The 20723-nt window shown below is 53.4% G+C and carries 20 protein-coding genes; 8 read left to right on the forward strand and 12 right to left on the reverse strand.

The genetic code is table 11. The annotated features are described in order from the left end of the window. Positions 1-4: 4 nt before the first annotated feature. The 4 genes from dtd to typA all read right to left on the reverse strand — a co-directional run bounded on the left by dtd (position 5) and on the right by typA (position 3962). On the reverse strand, positions 5-442 hold the full coding sequence (gene dtd / locus ACMV5I_RS25025; protein ID WP_202810510.1) for a D-aminoacyl-tRNA deacylase: 438 nt from the start codon (positions 440-442) through the stop codon (positions 5-7). After that, positions 439-1332, reverse strand: a complete 894-nt coding sequence (locus ACMV5I_RS25030; protein WP_414825518.1) for a virulence factor BrkB family protein — start codon at positions 1330-1332, stop codon at positions 439-441. Before ACMV5I_RS25030 ends, dtd begins: the two co-directional genes overlap by 4 nt. 50 nt (positions 1333-1382) lie before the next feature. Further along, positions 1383-1973, reverse strand: coding sequence for a glucose-1-phosphatase (yihX, locus tag ACMV5I_RS25035; RefSeq protein ID WP_024482960.1), 591 nt, complete (start codon positions 1971-1973; stop codon positions 1383-1385). A gap of 165 nt (positions 1974-2138) precedes the next feature. After that, positions 2139-3962 (reverse strand): ribosome-dependent GTPase TypA, encoded by a 1824-nt coding sequence (typA, locus tag ACMV5I_RS25040; RefSeq protein WP_121608279.1) that lies wholly within the window; start codon positions 3960-3962, stop codon positions 2139-2141. Positions 3963-4332: 370 nt separating this feature from the next. Between typA and glnA the strand changes: the two genes are divergently transcribed. The 4 genes from glnA to ACMV5I_RS25060 all read left to right on the forward strand — a co-directional run bounded on the left by glnA (position 4333) and on the right by ACMV5I_RS25060 (position 8802). Beyond that, positions 4333-5742: a glutamate--ammonia ligase gene (gene glnA, locus ACMV5I_RS25045; RefSeq protein ID WP_024527823.1), complete on the forward strand. Its 1410-nt coding sequence runs from the start codon at positions 4333-4335 to the stop codon at positions 5740-5742. Positions 5743-5936: 194 nt separating this feature from the next. Continuing rightward, the gene (glnL, locus tag ACMV5I_RS25050; protein ID WP_024482963.1) at positions 5937-6986 is read left to right on the forward strand and encodes a nitrogen regulation protein NR(II); all 1050 of its coding nucleotides are present in this window, start codon (positions 5937-5939) and stop codon (positions 6984-6986) included. A 10-nt stretch (positions 6987-6996) separates the two neighbouring features. Further along, the gene (glnG, locus tag ACMV5I_RS25055; RefSeq protein ID WP_024527821.1) at positions 6997-8409 is read left to right on the forward strand and encodes a nitrogen regulation protein NR(I); all 1413 of its coding nucleotides are present in this window, start codon (positions 6997-6999) and stop codon (positions 8407-8409) included. Between the two features lie 270 nt (positions 8410-8679). Further along, entirely contained in the window at positions 8680-8802 is a 123-nt protein-coding gene (locus ACMV5I_RS25060) for a YshB family small membrane protein (RefSeq protein WP_143182229.1), read from the forward strand. Between the two features lie 48 nt (positions 8803-8850). Here ACMV5I_RS25060 and hemN read toward each other — a convergent pair whose 3' ends face one another. Together hemN and yihI are read right to left on the reverse strand one after the other, a co-directional pair. Beyond that, positions 8851-10224, reverse strand: coding sequence for an oxygen-independent coproporphyrinogen III oxidase (gene hemN, locus ACMV5I_RS25065; protein WP_414825519.1), 1374 nt, complete (start codon positions 10222-10224; stop codon positions 8851-8853). 186 nt (positions 10225-10410) lie between these two features. After that, positions 10411-10959 carry a Der GTPase-activating protein YihI gene (gene yihI / locus ACMV5I_RS25070; protein WP_024482966.1) on the reverse strand — a complete coding sequence of 183 codons (549 nt, stop codon included), beginning with the start codon at positions 10957-10959 and terminating at the stop codon, positions 10411-10413. Between the two features lie 745 nt (positions 10960-11704). Here yihI and yihA point away from each other — a divergent pair. Then, complete coding sequence (gene yihA / locus ACMV5I_RS25075; RefSeq protein WP_024482967.1) at positions 11705-12352, forward strand: ribosome biogenesis GTP-binding protein YihA/YsxC; 648 nt, start codon at positions 11705-11707, stop codon at positions 12350-12352. A gap of 554 nt (positions 12353-12906) precedes the next feature. On the opposite strand, the gene polA is transcribed toward yihA, so the two are convergent. Together polA and ACMV5I_RS25085 are read right to left on the reverse strand one after the other, a co-directional pair. After that, positions 12907-15702 (reverse strand): DNA polymerase I, encoded by a 2796-nt coding sequence (gene polA / locus ACMV5I_RS25080; RefSeq protein WP_141133231.1) that lies wholly within the window; start codon positions 15700-15702, stop codon positions 12907-12909. A 402-nt stretch (positions 15703-16104) separates the two neighbouring features. Beyond that, positions 16105-16344, reverse strand: coding sequence for a hypothetical protein (locus tag ACMV5I_RS25085; RefSeq protein WP_414825523.1), 240 nt, complete (start codon positions 16342-16344; stop codon positions 16105-16107). Here ACMV5I_RS25085 and ACMV5I_RS25090 point away from each other — a divergent pair. Continuing rightward, complete coding sequence (locus ACMV5I_RS25090; protein WP_414825522.1) at positions 16256-17092, forward strand: acyltransferase; 837 nt, start codon at positions 16256-16258, stop codon at positions 17090-17092. The genes ACMV5I_RS25085 and ACMV5I_RS25090 overlap by 89 nt on opposite strands. A 49-nt stretch (positions 17093-17141) precedes the next feature. Here ACMV5I_RS25090 and dsbA read toward each other — a convergent pair whose 3' ends face one another. From dsbA to ACMV5I_RS25105, 3 genes are all read right to left on the reverse strand, one after another. Continuing rightward, entirely contained in the window at positions 17142-17765 is a 624-nt protein-coding gene (dsbA, locus tag ACMV5I_RS25095) for a thiol:disulfide interchange protein DsbA (protein WP_121608275.1), read from the reverse strand. A gap of 29 nt (positions 17766-17794) precedes the next feature. Then, positions 17795-18781 carry a serine/threonine protein kinase gene (locus tag ACMV5I_RS25100; RefSeq protein ID WP_121608274.1) on the reverse strand — a complete coding sequence of 329 codons (987 nt, stop codon included), beginning with the start codon at positions 18779-18781 and terminating at the stop codon, positions 17795-17797. A 93-nt stretch (positions 18782-18874) separates the two neighbouring features. Next, entirely contained in the window at positions 18875-19144 is a 270-nt protein-coding gene (locus ACMV5I_RS25105) for a YihD family protein (RefSeq protein ID WP_024482972.1), read from the reverse strand. A gap of 151 nt (positions 19145-19295) precedes the next feature. Between ACMV5I_RS25105 and mobA the strand changes: the two genes are divergently transcribed. Together mobA and mobB are read left to right on the forward strand one after the other, a co-directional pair. Then, positions 19296-19886: a molybdenum cofactor guanylyltransferase MobA gene (gene mobA, locus ACMV5I_RS25110; protein WP_024482973.1), complete on the forward strand. Its 591-nt coding sequence runs from the start codon at positions 19296-19298 to the stop codon at positions 19884-19886. Further along, positions 19883-20404, forward strand: coding sequence for a molybdopterin-guanine dinucleotide biosynthesis protein MobB (gene mobB, locus ACMV5I_RS25115; protein ID WP_414825520.1), 522 nt, complete (start codon positions 19883-19885; stop codon positions 20402-20404). The genes mobA and mobB overlap by 4 nt, the downstream gene beginning before the upstream one ends. A gap of 114 nt (positions 20405-20518) precedes the next feature. Here the strand turns inward: mobB and ACMV5I_RS25120 are convergent. Continuing rightward, a partial coding sequence (locus tag ACMV5I_RS25120) for a hypothetical protein (protein ID WP_414825521.1) occupies positions 20519-20723 on the reverse strand: 205 nt, incomplete at its 5' end.

Consider the following 20723-nt stretch of genomic DNA (forward strand, 5'->3'; position numbering starts at 1 on the left):
ATCTTTAAACCTGCAGCCAGAACGTCACCGGGCCATCGTTCACCAATGCCACCTGCATATCGGCGGCAAACTCACCGGTCTGGGTTTCAATACCACGTTCCTGGCACTGCCCAACAAAATAGCGGTATAGCCGATCGGCCTCCTGCGGCACCGCACCGCGCGAAAAACTTGGCCGCATGCCTTTCTGGGTATCGGCTACCAGGGTGAACTGCGACACCACCAACAGGCTACCGCCAGCCTGCTGAACGTTGAGATTCATCTTGTCATCCTCGTCGCCGAAGATGCGATACCCCATCACCCGCTCACACAGGCGTTGGGCTTTTTGCTCGTTATCGTCCTGTTCGACACCCAATAACACTAACAAACCGGGGCCAATCTTGCCTACTGTCTCACCTTCTACCGTAACGCTGGCGTTTAATACCCGTTGAATTAACGCAATCATAACGATCCTTCCTGCTCCTGTTTTTGCTGTTGTTCTGCTTTCTGCTGCTGGTAAAGGCGGTGCTCACCCAGCGTAACGGTGATTTCGGCACCCAATAACACGATACACCAGCTCCAGTAGACCCATAAAAATAAAATCGGGATCACCGCCAGCACGCCGTAGATCAACTGGTAGGAAGGGAACATGGTGACATACAGCGCAAAAGCTTTCTTACCCAGCTCGAACAACACCCCGGCCACCAGCGCCCCGATCAACGCATCTTTCGCAGGCACGCGTACCGTGGGCACCACGCTGTATAACAACCAGAAAGAGGCCCAGGACAGGATCAGCGGGAAGATGCGCAGCACCTCATCCACCAGGCTGTTAACGCCGCTTTGCGCTAACCAGTTTAGCGACAACAGATATGAGCTGATCGCCATACTGGCCCCCACCAACAGCGGGCCGAGGGTCAGCACCATCCAGTAAACGGCAAAGGAAACCACGATCGGCCGCTGGTTCTTACTGCGCCAGATGGTGTTCAACACGCTATCCACCGAATAGATCAGCAGCAGCGCGGTGACAATCAGGCCGCAGATCCCCACGGCGGTCATCTTGCTGGAGTTGGCAACAAACTGCTCCAGGTAACGTTGCAGCACATTACCGGCGGCAGGCATAAAGTTGGAGAAAATAAAACTTTTTAGCTGCACGCTGATATCCGCAAACATCGGGAAAACGGCAAACAGCGCAAACACCACGGTGATCAGCGGCACCAGGGAAAGTAGCGAGACATAGGCCAGATGGCCCGCCAACATGGTCAGGCCATCCTCATCAATACGTTTAAACAGCAACCGCCCGAAGGTTATTCCGGGTTTGATCGACGATGGCAGCTTTTTGCGGCGGAAAAACGACATAGCTTCATCCTAAATGTCAGTCTGGACGCCTTAAGCTTAACGTACGGTGATTATTGAGCAAAATAAGCTGGCACGACCTGGCGATCGATGACGTGTACCGCCTTGATCCCCAGTGCCGCGGCCGCTTCTACGTTCGCCGCCACATCGTCAAAGAATACCGCCTGATCCGCCGGGGTGTTTTCCGCCTTCAGTACGTGCTGATAGATGTTGGCATCGGGTTTACGCATGCCAAGATCCTGCGACAGATACATGTGATCGGCAGCTTCAGCGACCTGTGGGTAGTGCTGAGGCCAATAATTACAGTGCAGGCGGTTGGTATTCGATAACACCACCACGCGATGCCCTTCGTTGCGCAGGCGATGCATAATCTCGATCACTTCAGGGCGCAGGGCGACAAACACCGCCTGCCAGCCGGTGGCAAACTGCTCGAAGCTGAGCGCTATCCCCATTTCTTCACAGAGTTTTGCCGCAAAGTCTTCGTCGCTAATCTCGCCGCGCTCGTGCTGTTGGAATACTTCACCCATGCTAAAACGTTCGGACAACGTCGCCAGCGGTGTGCCGCTCAGGTTGCTCCACACGCCCAGTACACGTTTGAAATCGATATCGACAATCACATTACCTAAATCAAAGATATACAGCATAGTCCTCTCCCATGGGCCAGTGAGATTTCACTGTAACGGGAAAAGTTAAGGCTGAACAGGGAGCAGTGTGAAAAGCGCATGGCGCGCCGCAGAAAGGGGGAAAGACAGAGGAAAAAACTCAGGGCGCTGTGACACGCCCTAAGTATTGCGGATTAAATCGGCGAATTAAGCTTCTTTAGGACCGCGGTTGGCACGCTTACGATCGTTTTCCGTCAGGTGACGCTTACGGATACGGATCGAGATTGGCGTCACTTCTACCAGTTCGTCATCATCGATGAATTCCAGAGCTTGCTCCAGAGACATTTTGATGGCCGGAACCAGGGTAGTCGCTTCATCGGTACCCGATGCGCGCATGTTGGTCAGTTTTTTACCGGTCAGGCAGTTCACGGTCAGGTCGTTAGAACGTGAGTGGATACCGATGATCTGGCCTTCATACACTTCAGCACCGTGGCCCAGGAACAGCTTACCGCGATCTTGCAGACCGTACAGAGCGAACGCTACCGCTTTGCCCTGGCCGTTAGAGATCAGCACGCCGTTCTGACGCTGGCCCACTTCGCCTGGACGCACATCGTCGTAGTGGCTGAAGGTGGAGTACAGCAGACCGGTACCAGAAGTCATGGTCATGAATTCGTTACGGAAACCGATCAGGCCACGGCTTGGGATCACGTAGTCAAGACGCACACGGCCCTTGCCATCTGGATCCATGTTTTTCAGGTCAGCTTTACGCTCACCCATCGCCTGCATCACAGAACCCTGGTGCTGTTCTTCGATGTCCAGCGTCACGTTCTCGAACGGCTCTTGCTTGCGGCCATCGATTTCGCGGAAGATAACTTTCGGACGGGAAACCGCCAGTTCAAAACCTTCACGACGCATGTTTTCGATCAGAACCGACAGGTGAAGCTCACCACGGCCAGAAACACGGAATGCATCAGCATCTTCGGTTTCTTCAACGCGCAACGCCACGTTGTGTACCAGTTCCTTGTTCAGACGCTCAAGGATTTGGCGTGAAGTCACGAACTTGCCTTCTTTACCACAGAACGGTGAGGTATTGACGTTAAAGAACATGCTTACGGTAGGTTCATCAACCGACAGTGCTGGCAACGCTTCAACCGCGCTCACATCACAAATGGTGTCAGAGATGTTCAGCTCGCCCAGACCGGTGATGGCAACGATGTCGCCCGCTTCGGCAACGGTGGCTTCGATACGTTCCAGACCCATATGGGTCAGCACTTTACCGATTTTACCGTTACGGGTTTTGCCTTCGCTGTCGATCAGGGTGATCTGCTGGTTAGGCTTGACTTTACCACGCTTGATACGGCCGATGCCGATAACGCCCACGTAGTTGTTGTAGTCCAGCTGCGAGATCTGCATCTGGAAAGGTGCTTCCAGCTCAACCTGCGGCGCAGAAACGTGATCGACAATCGCCTGGTACAGCGGAGTCATGTCTTCGGACATATCGTTATGGTCAAGACCCGCGATACCCATCAATGCGGATGCATAGATGATTGGGAAGTCGAGCTGTTCGTCGGTAGCGTCCAGGTTAACGAACAGGTCGAAGACCTGATCCACAACCCAGTCAGGACGCGCGCCAGGGCGGTCAACCTTGTTGATTACCACGATCGGTTTCAGACCATTGGCAAACGCCTTCTTGGTCACGAAACGGGTTTGCGGCATTGGGCCATCCATTGCATCCACAACCAGCAGCACCGAGTCGACCATTGACATCACGCGCTCTACCTCGCCGCCGAAGTCGGCGTGTCCTGGGGTGTCTACGATGTTGATGCGGTAGTCTTTCCAATTAATGGCGGTGTTTTTTGCGAGGATGGTAATCCCACGCTCTTTCTCCAAATCGTTGGAGTCCATTACGCGTTCTGTCGCTTCTGAACGCTCTCCGAAAGTACCGGATTGTTGCAGCAACTTGTCAACCAGGGTGGTCTTACCATGGTCAACGTGGGCAATAATGGCGATGTTACGCAAATTTTCGATCACAGCTTTGCCTCAGGCATTAGAAATAGCGCGCTATTGTACACGTATTAAGCGAGGTACTAAACAAGATCACAACACTCTCTTATAAACAACTGTGTACAGGCTAGTTTGTGATCCCTTTCACGGTGCAAAAAGCAGCAATCGATGATGTTTTGCACCATTCCAGTGCCCCACCCCAGGTTATTTGCACCACCATAGTGCATTGCATCGCTAATGGTGCATACTGGCAAAGAGCAAAACCCGCACAAACCGGCGATTTTTTCGCTTTTATAAAGTTGGCACAGTTTTCGCTTTAGTCTACACAGGGCAAAAACAGGCCATCACACAGATTCGTTCCACGACGATGACAACGATAAATCCGGGAGAGTTAAGTATGTCCGCTGAACACGTTTTGACGATGCTGAATGAGCATGAAGTGAAATTCGTAGACCTGCGTTTCACTGACACCAAGGGTAAAGAACAACACGTCACCATCCCTGCTCATCAGGTAAATGCCGACTTCTTCGAAGAAGGTAAAATGTTTGACGGCTCCTCAATCGGTGGTTGGAAGGGCATCAACGAATCTGACATGGTACTGATGCCAGACGCCAGCACGGCGGTTCTGGATCCGTTCTTCGAAGAATCTACCCTGATCATTCGTTGTGACATCCTCGAGCCAGGCACCATGCAGGGCTACGATCGTGACCCACGTTCGATCTCCAAACGTGCTGAAGACTTCCTGCGCTCTTCCGGCATCGCCGATACCGTGCTGTTCGGGCCAGAACCTGAGTTCTTCCTGTTTGACGACGTGCGCTTTGGCAGCAGCATCCGTGGTTCCCATGTCAGCATTGATGACATCGAGGGCGCCTGGAACACCAGCACCAAATACGAAGGCGGCAACAAAGGCCACCGTCCAGCGGTAAAAGGCGGTTACTTCCCAGTGCCACCGGTCGACTCTTCACAGGACATCCGTTCTACCATGTGTCTGACCATGGAAGAAATGGGCCTGGTGGTTGAAGCTCACCACCACGAAGTGGCAACCGCAGGTCAGAACGAAGTGGCTACCCGTTTTAACACCATGACCAAGAAAGCCGACGAAATCCAAATCTACAAATACGTGGTTCACAACGTGGCTCACGCATTTGGCAAAACCGCGACCTTCATGCCTAAACCGATGTTCGGCGATAACGGCTCAGGTATGCACTGCCACATGTCACTGTCCAAGAACGGTACCAACCTGTTCGCTGGCGACAAGTACGGCGGCCTGTCTGAAATGGCGCTGTTCTACATTGGCGGCATCATCAAACACGCTAAAGCGATCAACGCCCTGGCCAACCCGACTACCAACTCATACAAGCGTCTGGTCCCAGGCTATGAAGCGCCGGTTATGCTGGCTTACTCTGCCCGTAACCGCTCTGCGTCTATCCGTATCCCAGTGGTTGCCAGCCCGAAAGCGCGCCGTATCGAAGCCCGCTTCCCGGACCCAGCGGCTAACCCATACCTGTGCTTCGCCGCGCTGCTGATGGCTGGCCTGGATGGCGTGATCAACAAGATCCACCCTGGCGATGCCATGGATAAAAACCTGTATGACCTGCCGCCGGAAGAAGAAGCTGAGATTCCAAAAGTAGCTGGCTCACTGGATGAAGCAATGGCCGCACTGAATGAAGACCGTGAATTCCTGACCCGCGGTGGCGTATTCACCGACGACGCGATCGATGCCTACATCGAACTACGTAAAGAAGAGATGGATCGCGTGCGCATGACGCCACACCCGGTTGAGTTCGAACTGTACTATAGCGTTTAAGTCATACCCGCGCTGTCTACGGATGGCGCATCGCTCGCTATTTATCTAAGCCGTTTTTTTGTTGCCGTGGAAACTTTTAGCCCATCTTCGGATGGGCTTTTTTCTCCACCGTATGTTCTGCAAAACTATTTCATACCGTGATGGTTGCGGATGGAGTAGGATGGATGCACTAAAAAGGTGCAGGAGACTGCTGTATGGCAACCGGCAAGCTGCCCGATGCTGGGCAGATCCTCAATTCTCTCATCAACAGCATTTTGCTGTTGGATGACACACTGGCGATCCACTACGCCAATCCGGCGGCGCAACAGCTGCTGGCACAGAGTTCTCGTAAACTTTTCGGTACACCGCTGCCCGATTTACTCGGTTATTTTTCGCTGAATATCGATCTGATGCGCGAAAGCCTGCATGCCGGCCAGGGCTTTACCGATAACGAAGTGACCCTGGTGGTAGACAGCCGCGCCCATATCCTCTCCTTGACCGCTCAGGCGCTGCCTGAAGGCTTTATTCTGCTTGAACTGGCCCCAATGGACAATCAGCGTCGCCTTAGCCAGGAGCAGTTACAGCACGCTCAACAGGTTGCGGCTCGCGATCTGGTGCGTGGCTTGGCCCATGAAATCAAAAATCCGCTCGGCGGTTTGCGGGGTGCCGCGCAGTTGCTGGCGAAAGCTTTGCCAGACCCTTCGCTGACGGAATACACCAAGGTGATCATCGAACAGGCCGATCGGCTGCGTAATCTGGTAGATCGCCTGCTAGGGCCACAGCGCCCCGGCCAACATATTACCCAGAGTATCCATCAGGTAGCGGAACGGGTCTTCCAACTGGTGTCGTTGGAGAAACCCGATAACGTCACGCTGGTGCGTGATTACGACCCAAGTCTGCCGGAACTGGCGCACGATCCCGATCAAATCGAGCAGGTGTTGCTCAATATCACCCGCAACGCGCTGCAGGCGCTGAGCGAAACCGGTGGCACCATCACGCTGCGCACGCGTACCGCGTTTCAGATCACCCTGCACGGCACCCGCTACCGGCTGGCGGCACGGATCGATGTTGAGGATGACGGCCCGGGCGTACCGGCCCTGTTACAAGACACTCTGTTCTACCCGATGGTCAGCGGCCGCGAAGGCGGTACCGGCCTGGGGTTATCCATCGCCCGTAATCTAATCGATCAGCATTGCGGAAAAATTGAATTTAACAGTTGGCCAGGTCACACCGAATTCTCGGTTTTCCTGCCTATTCGCCAGTGAGGTTTGTGCTATGCAACGAGGGATAGTCTGGATCGTCGATGACGATAGCTCCATCCGCTGGGTGCTCGAACGTGCGCTCACCGGAGCCGGGGTGAACAGCGTCACCTTCGACAGCGGCAATGCCGTGTTGGAAGCATTGGCCACGCAAACTCCCGACGTGCTGCTGTCAGATATCCGCATGCCGGGTATGGATGGCCTGGCGCTGCTCAAGCAAATCAAACAGCGTCACCCGATGCTCCCGGTCATCATAATGACGGCGCATTCGGATCTGGACGCGGCGGTTAGCGCCTATCAACAAGGGGCGTTCGATTACCTGCCAAAACCCTTTGATATTGATGAGGCCGTCGCGCTGGTAGAGCGTGCCATCAGCCACTATCAAGAGCAGCAGCAACCCGCTCGCAGCCAACCCGCCAACGATCCCGTCGCCGATATTATTGGTGAAGCCCCGGCAATGCAGGACGTGTTCCGCATTATCGGCCGCCTGTCGCGTTCCTCCATCAGCGTGCTGATCAACGGGGAGTCGGGAACAGGGAAAGAGCTGGTCGCCCATGCGCTGCATCGCCACAGCCCGCGCGTCAAATCACCGTTTATCGCCCTGAACATGGCCGCGATCCCCAAAGATCTGATCGAATCTGAACTGTTCGGCCATGAGAAAGGGGCGTTTACCGGCGCCAATCAGATCCGCCAGGGCCGTTTTGAACAGGCCGACGGAGGCACGCTGTTCCTGGATGAAATCGGGGATATGCCGCTGGATGTGCAAACCCGCTTGCTGCGGGTATTGGCGGACGGACAGTTTTATCGCGTGGGTGGCTATGCACCGGTGAAGGTGGACGTGCGTATCATTGCCGCTACCCACCAGAACCTGGAGTTGCGCGTCCAGGAGGGCAAATTCCGTGAGGATCTGTTCCACCGCCTGAACGTGATCCGCGTACATCTGCCGCCGCTGCGTGAACGCCGTGAGGATATTCCGCGCCTGGCGCGCTATTTCCTACAGGTGGCCGCGAAAGAGTTGGGTGTGGAGGCGAAGAACCTGCATCCGGAAACCGAAACCGCCCTCACTCGCCTGCCGTGGCCGGGCAACGTACGCCAGTTGGAAAACACCTGCCGCTGGCTGACCGTGATGGCCGCCGGACAAGAAGTGCTGATCCAGGATCTGCCCTCGGAACTGTTTGAAACCGCCGCGCCGCAAGCCAGTAGCCACGGCTTGCCGGACAGTTGGGCCACGTTGTTGGCACAGTGGGCCGACCGGGCGTTACGTTCCGGTCATCAAAACCTGTTGTCCGAAGCTCAGCCGGAAATGGAGCGCACCTTGCTCACTACCGCGCTACGGCATACCCAGGGGCACAAGCAGGAAGCTGCCCGCCTGTTGGGATGGGGCCGGAATACCTTAACGCGTAAGCTGAAAGAATTAGGGATGGAGTAAGTAATACCCCTCACCCTAACCCTCTCCCAAAGGGAGAGGGGACTGAACGTGCTACAAATTATCTCCTGCACCCAAACGCAACTCCGGACTGACCCCCCTCTCCCTAGCTCAGTGTTCATGCGATACCCAGAATGTAAAGTGGGTGAGGGTTGGGGTGAGGGGAAATTGATGATTAAAAATACAATCCAGCGCACAAAAAACCAGCGATTTAAGGCTGTTACCGGATATGCGGGAGCAGTATGATCGAAACGCAAACTCAGGAGGCTTTTGATGCTGGATACACTCATCGTCTTTCTTACCCAAGGCGCAGACGTCAGCTCTGCCGTCAGCCATTCACCGCAGGCGGCAGTTGCCACGGTGTTGTGCGCCGCACTGATAAATTTCTTCAGTTAACAGGGCGCAGTACGCTGCGCCTCTACACATCCGCCGTGGTGTTGCGCGTCAGATAACCCGGGAGAACTGTTGGGCGCGGGCCTGTTTACGCAGGTAGATATCGAAGCACATGCAGATATTGCGGATCAGCAAGCGCCCACGAGGCGTGACGCGAATGCCGTGGTCATCGCGCTCCACCAGCCCGTCACGTTCAAACGGCGCCAGCAATTCCAGATCGGCGGCAAAGTAATCCGCAAACGCAATGCCGTATTGCTGCTCAATCGGTTGATAAGCCAGCTGGAAATTACAGATTAGCGTCTTGATCACATCACGGCGCAGGCAGTCATCTTCCGTCATCGCCAGGCCACGCCACAGGGCGTTCCCCTGCTCTTCCACATTAGCGTAATACACCTTCAGCTCTTTGTGGTTCTGCGCGTAGCTGTCACCCAGCATGCTGATGGCGGAAACGCCCAAACCCAGCAGATCGCTGTCCCCTTGGGTGGTGTAACCCTGGAAATTGCGGTGCAGCTTGCCTTCGCGTTGGGCAATGGCCAGCTCATCGTTCGGCCGGGCAAAATGGTCCATGCCGATAAACTGATAGCCCGACTCCGTCAGCGAAGCGATCGTTTGCTGCAGAATATCGAGTTTCTGCTGGGCGCTAGGTAGATCGGCGTCCTTGATTTTACGTTGGGCAGCAAACAGGTTCGGCATATGAGCGTAGTTAAATACGCTCAGGCGATCCGGATTCAGCTCCGCCACCCGCTGCAGCGTGAAGGCAAAACTTTCTGGCGTCTGCTTCGGCAGGCCGTAAATCAGATCGATATTGGTCGAGTTGAAGCCTAGCGCTTTAGCCCGGGCGATCAGGGCAAAAATGAACTCTTCATCCTGCTCGCGGTTAACCAGACGCTGCACTTCTTTATTGAAGTCCTGCACCCCCATGCTAAGGCGGTTGAAGCCTTCGGCACGCAGGTGGTCCAGCACGTCCAGCTCGATTTCCCGTGGATCAACTTCGATCGACATCTCCATTTCTGGCTGGAAATCAAAGTGCTGGCGTAGCATGGCGACCAAGCGGCTGATTTGCTGCTTATCGAGATAGGTTGGCGTACCGCCGCCCCAATGCAGTTGGCTGACCTTGCGGCCGGCAAACAAGGGGGCACGTGCGATGATTTCACGCTCCAGCACGGCCAGGTATTCATCGGCCTTGTGAGTCTGGCGTGTGACCAGCTTATTGCAGCCGCAGAAATAGCAGAGCTTATGACAGAAGGGAATATGGACATACAGCGACAGCGGGCGCTCAGGGTAGCGCGTAGCTGCGCGTTGGAACGCAGCTTCGTCGTAGCCCTGGTTGAACTCCAGCGCCGTGGGGTATGACGTATAACGCGGGCCTGAATAGTTATATTTTTGGATCAGGGCCAAATCCCAGACAATGGTCTGTTCTGACATGCTTGCTCACTCCTTCCGATATTTTTTCCTACCGGGCCGGGAAATGGGCAGTTGTCTACGCTGTCTGGCCGCGGAAGCGCTGCGAAAACGCGTTTTGCGCTTCGACAGCCGCCACAGTTTACCGAATAACCACAGTAGATAACATGTCAACAGTAGGGCTATTGCCGGGATCAGCCACATAACCGCTTAAAATACGTCTTTCGGGTTACCGCCTTTCAGCAGTTTCAGAATGTCTTCCTGCTTCTCTTCCGGCTCTTCGTCGTCTTCATCACCCAGTTCGATGCCTAACTGCTCCATCAGCGCATCGATACGATCCAGGGTTTGATCGACGTAAGCCTGATCTTCCGCGCTCAGCTTGGCGCCTTCATCCAGGCGATCCAGCAAGGCATCCAGACGCTCATCGTTTTCCAGCTTGGTCAGTTCTTCTTCTGGCGTGAGGCGCGGTTTTTCTGCCTTCGGTTTTGGCTGCGGCTTGGTCGCCTTCACTTTAGCGTCAACCACCAGCGCAACCGGCACTTTACTGCCGAGACGAGGATCTTTGGGTTGCGCACCGGTTTTATTTTTCTGGTTGGCAGACTCAACCTGGGTACGTGAACCGGAAGCCAGGCCACGGCGCTTTTTCAGACGCTTGCGCTCGCGCGCTTCCTGATCGAGCTCCACACGACTTTTCTTTTTACTTTTTGACGTCGCCGCGCTGCTGCGTGGGCCGCGAGGTGCTTTTGATGGCTGGTTCATGGCTTTTACTCTTAGGTATGTAGATCCAGTATAGAATTGCTATACGGTTGCGGCGGAATCTAGCAGAAAGCAGACAAAGAAAAAAGGCGGCAGGTTAAAACCTGCCGCCTATTTCGGACCTTCACTCGAAGGATATTCCTGCTCCGCGCTCCATGCGCACACTCAACATCCCGGTTTTTCCATCTGCGATAACCGCGCTCCCTGCTACTACGTCTTTCATCCTGAAAGAAAAAATCATCCGTGCTGCGATCCATTCGCTTCCACTCTTCCTGAGTGCGCTTCCCGCGGGCGTCCTGATTGCAGTCACTTCATCATCCGTGTACTATTCGTGCGCTCCGGCACCAATAGTTTCAATTCCATCTGCCATCATCCTGGTACTCATTACACTACCTGTGCATTCCCTGAGATTTTTCACCCTTCCTGAATGTTCCTGTTTCCTTGGCCTCCTGCCTTGCAACCTACTTTACGCTTTTATGGGATGTGCTCAAGATACCTACAGGCGGCTTACGGCGATCTTTTACTTAACGAAATTACAACACACTGTTTTATAACAAATAAAATATTTTCAGCTTTCGAATAAAGCGACATTACCCCCAATTCGAATGGTCAATGTCTCACACGGCAGGCGACCTTTTGCCACAAGGACCCTGTGGTTAAAACGCTTAAAAACCGAGAAACACACCCTTTTAGCGCTGATGCAGTTATAATCGCCCACCAGATAGCCATCCTCACGGAGACGAAAATTTTGACCAGCAAGAACTACAATTACCATGTGACCCATTTCGTCACCAGTGCGCCCGATATTCGCCACCTGCCGGGGGATGAAGGTATTGAAGTTGCGTTCGCCGGCCGCTCCAACGCCGGGAAGTCCAGCGCACTGAATACCCTGACCAATCAGAAAGGCCTGGCACGTACCAGTAAAACGCCGGGACGTACCCAGCTGATTAACCTGTTCGAGGTCGAAGAAGGCATTCGCCTGGTCGACCTGCCAGGCTATGGCTATGCCGAAGTGCCAGAAGAGATGAAGAAGAAATGGCAGCGGGCGCTGGGTGAATACCTGCAAATGCGTAACTGCCTGAAAGGCCTGGTGGTGCTGATGGATATCCGTCATCCGCTTAAAGACCTGGACCAACAGATGATCCAGTGGGCCGTCGACGTTGGCACGCCAGTGCTGGTCCTGCTGACCAAGGCCGATAAGCTGGCCTCTGGCGCTCGCAAGGCGCAGCTCAATATGGTGCGTGAGGCCGTGCTGCCATTTATGGGTGACATTCAGGTAGAAGCCTTCTCGTCACCGAAAAAGATCGGTGTCGATAAACTGAGCCAGAAGTTGAATACCTGGTTTAACGAGATCCCACCGGAAGTGCTGCCGGAAGACGATATCGGCGGGGAATGATACCGCTGCGGGTATTTCGTAGGGGCGCCGCATGCTGCGCCCAATGAGCCGATGCTGAGACATCGGCTTTTTTACGCCCGATATCACACCGCACGAGGCCACATTTCGTTATCTAATTACAATTTTGACTAAAAGCCATCACAAAAACTTATGGCAGATGTTGCGCTGTCAGGAGATAAATGCAGATAAATCAGCCAAGGGAACGGCGGGAGAGAGAAAGGTGAGGATAACTAAAATCGATGGTTTTGACGTTGTTTTTACAATAAAAAACGCCCCAGTCAATACTGACTGGGGCGGCTAAATATTCAGCCAAATCCGATTACGTGAAGTAAAAGGTCTGAAAGATAGAACATCTTACCTCTGTACCCTACGCCTGTAACTCTACATCATTTTTTCACGCTGCAAAAGAATTTTTTGTAGTTTACTTACACGATCCGGGCACTAACAACGCCAATTTAGTCGAAACAATCGCCGAAGGATGTTGCTCAGTTACCAAAAATGCTTAGGTTTTCGCCAGTTAGCGAAAACTAGCCATAACACATCACCCAGGGTAATCAGTGAGCCTCATCCCAGTTTTTACCTACGCCGATATCCACCCGCAGCGGAACAGCCAACTGCATGCTGTTTTCCATCAACTCATGAATACGCAGGCTGGCCTCTTCGATGGCGGACTCGTGGATTTCAAACACCAGTTCATCGTGTACCTGCATGATCATGCGCACCAGCGGCTTCTCAGGCCCTTGCAGCCAGGCATCCACCTCAATCATCGCACGTTTGATGATATCCGCAGCAGTGCCCTGCATAGGGGCGTTAATCGCCGCTCTCTCGGCCGCCTTGCGACGCATACCGTTACTGGAGCGAACGTCCGGCAGATACAACCGGCGGCCATCCAGCGTGCTGACGTAGCCCTGCTCGGCAGCCTGCTGACGGGTGCGTTCCATATACTCCAACACGCCAGGGTAGCGCTCGAAGTACAGATCCATATAGCGCTGCGCTTCGCCGCGCGGGATCCCCAGCTGGCGAGCCAAACCGAATGCGCTCATGCCATAGATCAGGCCAAAGTTAATCGCCTTGGCACTGCGACGCTGTTCGTTGGTGACCTTCTCCAACGCCAGACCAAAGACTTCTGCCGCCGTTGCCCGGTGTATGTCCTTACCTTCAGCAAACGCCTTGAGCAAGCCTTCGTCCTGCGATAAATGGGCCATAATGCGCAGTTCAATCTGCGAGTAGTCCGCCGCGACAATACGGTAGCCCTCAGGCGCAATAAATGCCTGACGGATACGGCGCCCTTCATCGTTACGTACCGGGATGTTTTGCAGGTTTGGATCGCTGGATGACAGGCGACCGGTGGCGGTGACCGCCTGGTGATAAGAAGTATGCACCCGCCCGCTAACCGGGTTGATCATCAACGGCAGTTTGTCGGTATAGGTGGTTTTCAGCTTCGCCAGGCCACGGTATTCCAGGATCACTTTCGGCAACGGATAATCCAGCGCCAACTCGGCCAGCACTTCCTCATTGGTTGAAGGAGCACCGCCAGGGGTCTTTTTCAGCACCGGCAGCTTTTGCTTTTCATACAAAATGGCCTGCAATTGCTTGGTCGAGGCCAGATTAAACGGCTCTTCTGCCAGTTCATGGGCCTGCACTTCAAGCTCGCCAAGGCGCTTGGTCAACTCAATGGAGTGAGCAGCGAGGATGTTAGGATCGATCAGCACCCCGGTGCGTTCAATATGGGAAAGCACCGGCAACAGCGGCATTTCAATCTCATTGAATACCGTCAGCAGGCCTTCACTCTCTTTCAACTGCGGCCACATCGCCAAATGCAGCTGTAGCGTAACGTCGGCATCTTCTGCCGCATAAGGGCCCGCCTCTTCAAGAGCGATCTGGTTGAAGGTTAACTGTTTTTTGCCTTTGCCCGCGATCTCTTCGAAGGTAATGGTTTTATGGCCCAGGTAGCGATCGGCCAGGCTATCCATATCGTGACGGCCACTGACGCTGTCGAGCACGTAGGACTCCAGCATGGTGTCGTAGGCGATACCGCGTAGATCGATGTCATAGCGCGCCAGCAGGCTCTTATCAAACTTCAGGTTCTGCCCCACCTTCAACGCCTTCTCGTCTTCCAGCAGCGGCTTCAGGGTGGCCAGCACGTGGTTACGATCCAGCTGTGGGGGAGCATCCAGATAATCGTGTGCAACCGGCAGATACGCCGCCACGCCTGGCTCAATGGCGAAGGATAGGCCGATCAGGTTGGCCGTCAGGGTATCCAGGCCGTCAGTTTCAGTATCGAAGGCGAAAACTTCGGCCTGTTTCAGGCGCTGCATCCAATCGGCGAAGGTTTCCTCATCCAGAATGGTGACATAGCCTTCCTGCGACAGGGTAGGCTCTGCAGCAGCTCTTGGTGCTTCTGCCGTTGCGGCTGGCTTGGCCGCCGCGCTGGCCTTACGGCCTGACCCTTTGTTTTCTAACCAGGTCCCCGCTTCAACATCGGCCATCCAGCGTTTGAACTCGTAGCGCTTAAACAGTGCCTGCAGTTGATCGACATCCGGTGGAGTCACTTCCAGCTCACTGCATTTCAGATCCAGTTCAACATCGGTTTTGATCGTCGCCAGTTTGTAAGAGAGGTAGGCCACCTCTTTATTCTGCTCCAGCTTGGCCGCCATGGTCTTGGCACCGCGGAAACTTAGCGTGGCAATGCTATCCAGATTGGCATAGAGCTGATCCAGGCCCCCTAACCCTTGCAACAGCGCCTGGGCCGTTTTCTCACCCACCCCAGGTACGCCAGGGATGTTATCTGAGGAATCCCCCATCAGCGCCAGGAAATCGATGATCAGTTCAGGAGGGATGCCGTATTTATCACAGACCTCCTGCGGGCCGAGGATAGTGTTGTTCATGGTATTGATCAGGGTGACATTCGGCGTCACCAACTGAGCCATGTCTTTGTCGCCGGTGCTGATCAAAACGGCATGACCCGCTTTTTCTGCCTCTAGCGCCAGGGTGCCGATCACGTCATCAGCCTCTACGCCGGGTGTAACCAGCAGCGGTAAGCCCATGGCTTTAACCATCTGATGCAGCGGTTCGATCTGCGCTCGCAAATCGTCCGGCATCGGTGGCCGATGTGATTTATATTCGGCAAACAGCTCGTCACGGAAGGTCTTCCCTTTGGCATCAAACACCACCGCCACATGGCTGGGAGTATACTGCAGCAGCAGGCTGCGCAGCATGTTCAGCACACCGTACATCGCTCCCGTCGGCTCACCGACCGAGTTTGTCAGCGGTGGGAAGGCATGGTAGGCGCGGTAAAGGTAAGAGGAACCATCCACCAGGATTAATGGGTTTTCTGCAATCTGGGCCATAACGTTTCTTTTTCGTGAAAAGGACTGGGGTAAGCATGCCATAGCTAGCCGCTGGTGACGAACCTTAGCGTGCAATATGGCCAAATTAGATGAGATCCTGTGAAGCGATCCGCAAGATCCTGCCTGTGGATAACTTTGTGCATAGTTTAGCGACTGAATTATAACGAAGATAATATCGTTATAATGGGAAATAAAATTCCTAGACAAATCACACTGTTGAAAGAGAGGGTTGGCGGTTTTGCTATTTATCGTGTTTTCGGTAATTTGTGGATATAACTGGGGCCGGAGTTTTATCGCACGTTTAATCAATTTAGGCACCTCAATGACCATAGCACAAGATTGAAAATCTGCACGCCAACGGCAAACAACTGGCAATTTCTACCCGGTTAAGATCGCTTACTTTTAGCCGCGTATTCTTGGCCGGGATTCTGTTAAAATATTTTTTTGTTGGTACGTACTGACGTATCTAACGATGTTTCCTTCAACCGTCAGCACTAAACCCATGCCAAAATTGCTAGCCCCTGTTATTTTTATCTTTTCTGCGCTGCTTGCCATTGGCGTAACGATGCTGTGCTCCATTCCCATTGTTTTGGCCGGTATCATTAAGATTTTGATCCCCATACCCGCGGTTTGGCGATACATTTCAGCCTTTGCTGACCTGATGATGTGGTGCTGGTGCCAATGCCTGGCGGTATTGTTACGAATTAACCCCCGCTTGCAATGGGATATTCAAGGGCTGCACGGGCTGGAGAAAAAGAATTGGTATTTGCTGATCAGCAACCATGAAAGTTGGTCGGACATTGTGGTGCTGTGTGTGTTATTCCGTCACCATATACCTATGAGTAAGTACTTCCTGAAACAGCAACTGGCCTGGATCCCCTTCGTCGGCCTGGCCTGCTGGGCGCTGGATATGCCCTTTATGAAGCGCTACTCGCGGGCCTACCTGCACAGACATCCGGAGAAAAGCGGGCAGGATATCGAAACCACACGGCGTTCCTGCGAGAAGTTTCGCCTGCGCCCGACCACCATCGTCAATTTCGTTGAGGGCTCTCGTTTCACCGAGGCCAAGAAAATTAAAAGCCGCTCACCCTATCGCAATTTGCTCGCCCCCAAAGCTGCCGGGATCGCCTTTACGCTTAGCGTGCTTGGTCAGCAATTTGATAAGATCCTGAATGTCACCTTATGCTATCCGGATAACCGTGAGCATCCCTTTAGGGATATGTTGTGTGGCCGTTTGCAAAGGGTAGTCGTCAGGATTGAATGCCTGCCGATTGATGAATCGCTGCACGGGGACTACTTCAATGACAAACTGTTTAAACGTAAATTCCAGATTTGGCTGAATACGTTGTGGCAGGAAAAAGATGGTTTGCTTGACAGGCTCAAGCGTTAATAAGTTAAAAAAAACGCCGGGTTAACCGGCGTTGATTTCTTGCTGCGGGTTACTTTTGTTCGGTCAGGAACTTAACGACATCAGCAAATTGCTTGACGTAAACGTCCATGCTGCTGGTATCCAGGCCATCATTTTTCACCATGTATTTGCCGTTAACAAATACCGCTGGCACGCCACGCAGTTGCAAATCTTCTGCTGCTTTCTCTTGCTGAGCCACCAGAGATTTCACCACGAAGCTGTTTAAAGCCGCGTCAAAGTCTTCGCCTGCTACGCCAGCATTGACGAATACCTTGCGGATATCGTCAGGCGTTTGCACGGTTTGAGTTTTCTGAATCGCTTCAAACATTGGCTGAGTAATTTTGTCTTCTACACCCAGAGCCATGGCAACTGCCCAGGCTTGAGTTAATTGCTTACCCAATGGCCCCAGGAATTCCACATGGTACTTGGTCATCTTGGTGCCTTCAGGCAGCGCTTTTTTGACCGCATCAGAGATATGGTAAGTCTCTTCAAACTGGTAGCAGTGCGGGCAGTAGAAAGAGAAGAATTCCAGCACCTGTGGTTCGCCAGTTACCGGCTTATCCAAAGTGATGTATTGCGTACCGTCACTGAATTGCGCAGCGGAGGCACTGAATGCCATCACCATACCAACGAGTGCCAACCAAATTTTTTTCATAACACTAAACTCTCCATTATGTTAACGCTTCAATACATTGGCATGAGCTGCAGAGGAGGTTCCTGCAACAGCTTAACCTGTTCAGTAAATGCCGCAGTCTGAGATAACCAGAAATCAGACTCCGCCATCCACGGGAAACTTTTTGGAAACGCGGGATCCTGCCAACGGCGTGCTACCCATGCCAGGTAATACACCATGCGCATGGCCCGCAAGGGTTCGATCAACGCCAGCTCGCGCTGATCAAATTCGGCAAATTCGCCATAGGCCTCCAGCAGGATATCCAGCTGCATCAGCCGATCGCGACGTTCGCCGTGTAACAACATCCACAAATCCTGTATTGCTGGCCCGTTGCGTGCATCGTCAAGATCGACGAACAGCGGACCATCACGCCACAAGATATTGCCTGGGTGGCAGTCGCCATGCAAACGCAGCGGTTGCCAATCCAGCTGCCAGTGCGGTTTGATAGCGTCAATCAGCGTATCCGTAGCCCGCAGGAAAGTCTCGCGCTGGGCCTTGGGAACTAAATCACAGCTGGCCAGAACCTGCCGTGGCTCCGTGAGATACTCTTCAATGCCAATGGTCGGCCGCTCGGTAAACAGGCTTTCGCTGCCCACCTGGTGGATACGGCCAAGAAAACGCCCGACCCACTCCAGCTGTTCCAGATTATCGATCTCATACTGGCGGCCACCGACGCTCGGAAATACGGTAAAGAAAAAGCCTGCATGGGTGTGCAGCGTATTTCCCTGTAATACCAGTGGCGCGACCGCCGGGATTTCGTTGTGCGATAAATCCAACGCGAACCGATGCTCTTCGCCGATTTGCTCGGCGCTCCAGCGCTCTGGGCGATAAAATTTCACCACGTAACGCTGACGATCTTCATCCATAAACTGGTAAACGCGGTTTTCATAGCTGTTGAGCGCCGTCAGCCCAGAATCAACACGCAAACCTATCCCTTCCAGCGCATCCATAATCAGATCGGGAGAAAGGGTTTCAAAATTAAATGCAGAGTTGTTCATAACAACCGTTCAGTTCGCCAGATGACAACAGCGTGCCAAGAATAAGAATGAGTAGCACTAATCACCGCCACTGATGACCGCACCGTATGAATGCTAATCTTTTATCACGCCACGGGCACGCAGCAACGCCGTTTTAAAGTCGTCTTCGTAGTCTTTCTTCAAGCCTGGGATCTGTTCTGTGCCCGCACTGCCGCGCATTTTCAGGTGATAGATCAAGATGTCATCGCTCAGATCGCCTAACTCACCCTGAAAACCCGCTTCCTGCGCCAGCTTTTGCAGAAACTGAATCAGGTTGAGATCGGGATCCTGCTGCCAGGCCGGCTGCAAAAGCTCAATCAGTTCGTTTACGCGATGCGTTTTCATAGCAACATATCATCCAATGAAGTGATAAACCCACAAAGTAGCAGGCTTGACTACGTAGTGAAAGAACCAGCGTGTCAATAAAGGTAAATCATGATGTCTGAACAGGTTTAGCGCTACAATCAGGGCATTGGAGAGGGGTTGGATGATGACTATGCATGCAAATATAACCGGCGTTATTCTGGCCGGTGGGCGCTCTACCCGCATGGGAGGGAAAGATAAAGGATTGGTGCAAGTGGGGGATAAAACCCTGTACCAGCACGTACTGGGCCGATTAACACCGCAAGTGAGCCAGGTGATCATCAGTGCCAATCGCAATCAGCAATGTTATCAGCAAAGCGGTTTAGAGGTCGTCGGCGATCTGACCGCAGATTACCCCGGCCCTTTAGCCGGCATATTGGCAGGCCTCACTTATGCCCGCACACCATGGATTGTCTGCGCACCCTGCGACGTACCCGACTTCCCTCTCAACCTGGTAGAACAGCTTTGGCTGCATAAGGGCAATGCCTTGGCCTCCTATGCCAGCGACGGTGAGCGTGAACATCCTACCTTCGCTTTACTGCATACCAGTCTGGCAGAGGAACTCACCCGTTATCTAGCCCGGGGGGAACGCAAATTGATGCTGTTCATGGCGGCTGTCGGTGCACAACAGGTGGTGTTCAGTGGGCAGCAAGACGCCTTCCGTAATTTGAATACCCCGGAAGATTGCCAACAGTGGCAGCAGGAAAAGGGAGGCGATCAATGACGGAGTTATTGCCACCCTTGCTGGCTATCGCCGCCTATAGCGGCACAGGTAAAACCACGCTGCTTAAGCAATTGATCCCGCTATTAAAACAGCATCAGGTGCTCGTTGGCCTGATCAAGCATACCCACCATGATATGGATGTAGATACGCCTGGTAAGGACAGCTATGAACTGCGCAAGGCCGGTGCAGACCAAACGCTGGTTGCCAGCGATCGGCGCTGGGCATTAATGAGCGAAACACCGGAGCAACAGCCTTTAGATCTCCAGTATCTAGCCAGTAGATTCGATCACAGTAAGGTGGATTTGATCCTGGTGGAAGGATTCAAGCATGAGCCGATCAGCAAAATTGTTCTCTATCGCGAGGAAGTCGGTAAACCACTTGCAGACATGTTGGATCAGCACGTTATTGCCGTGGCCAGCGATAAGAAGATAGAAGGTGTTGCGCCGTTACTGGATATCAACCAGCCTGAAACGATCGCTGGGTTTATCGTTCAGTGGCTAAAGCAGACAAAGGCATAGTCCCCTCACCCTAACCCTCTCCCACAGGGAGAGGGAACCGATCGAGTCCGCTGATATTCCTGCGCAATACCCCATCTTTTTTCTGCTTACTCATCACTGCCGAAACGGCATGGGCTAATCAAAGGTTCCAACTTGCCGAAGCCGCACCGGCTTATCCACGATGCCGGACAGCTCCCTCTCCCCCGCACGGGTGTTCAGGATGTTCTCGGTGGGTACTCTGGGAGAGGGCTGGGGTGAGGGGTTTTCACTGTTATTTCCTGTTTTCTGCGCATAGCAAAAAGGCCATCCTTGCGGATGGCCTCTTGGCTTAATTGATGCC

The organism is Serratia sp. T13T92, assembly GCF_047530105.1.
Lineage (GTDB): Bacteria > Pseudomonadota > Gammaproteobacteria > Enterobacterales > Enterobacteriaceae > Chania > Chania fonticola.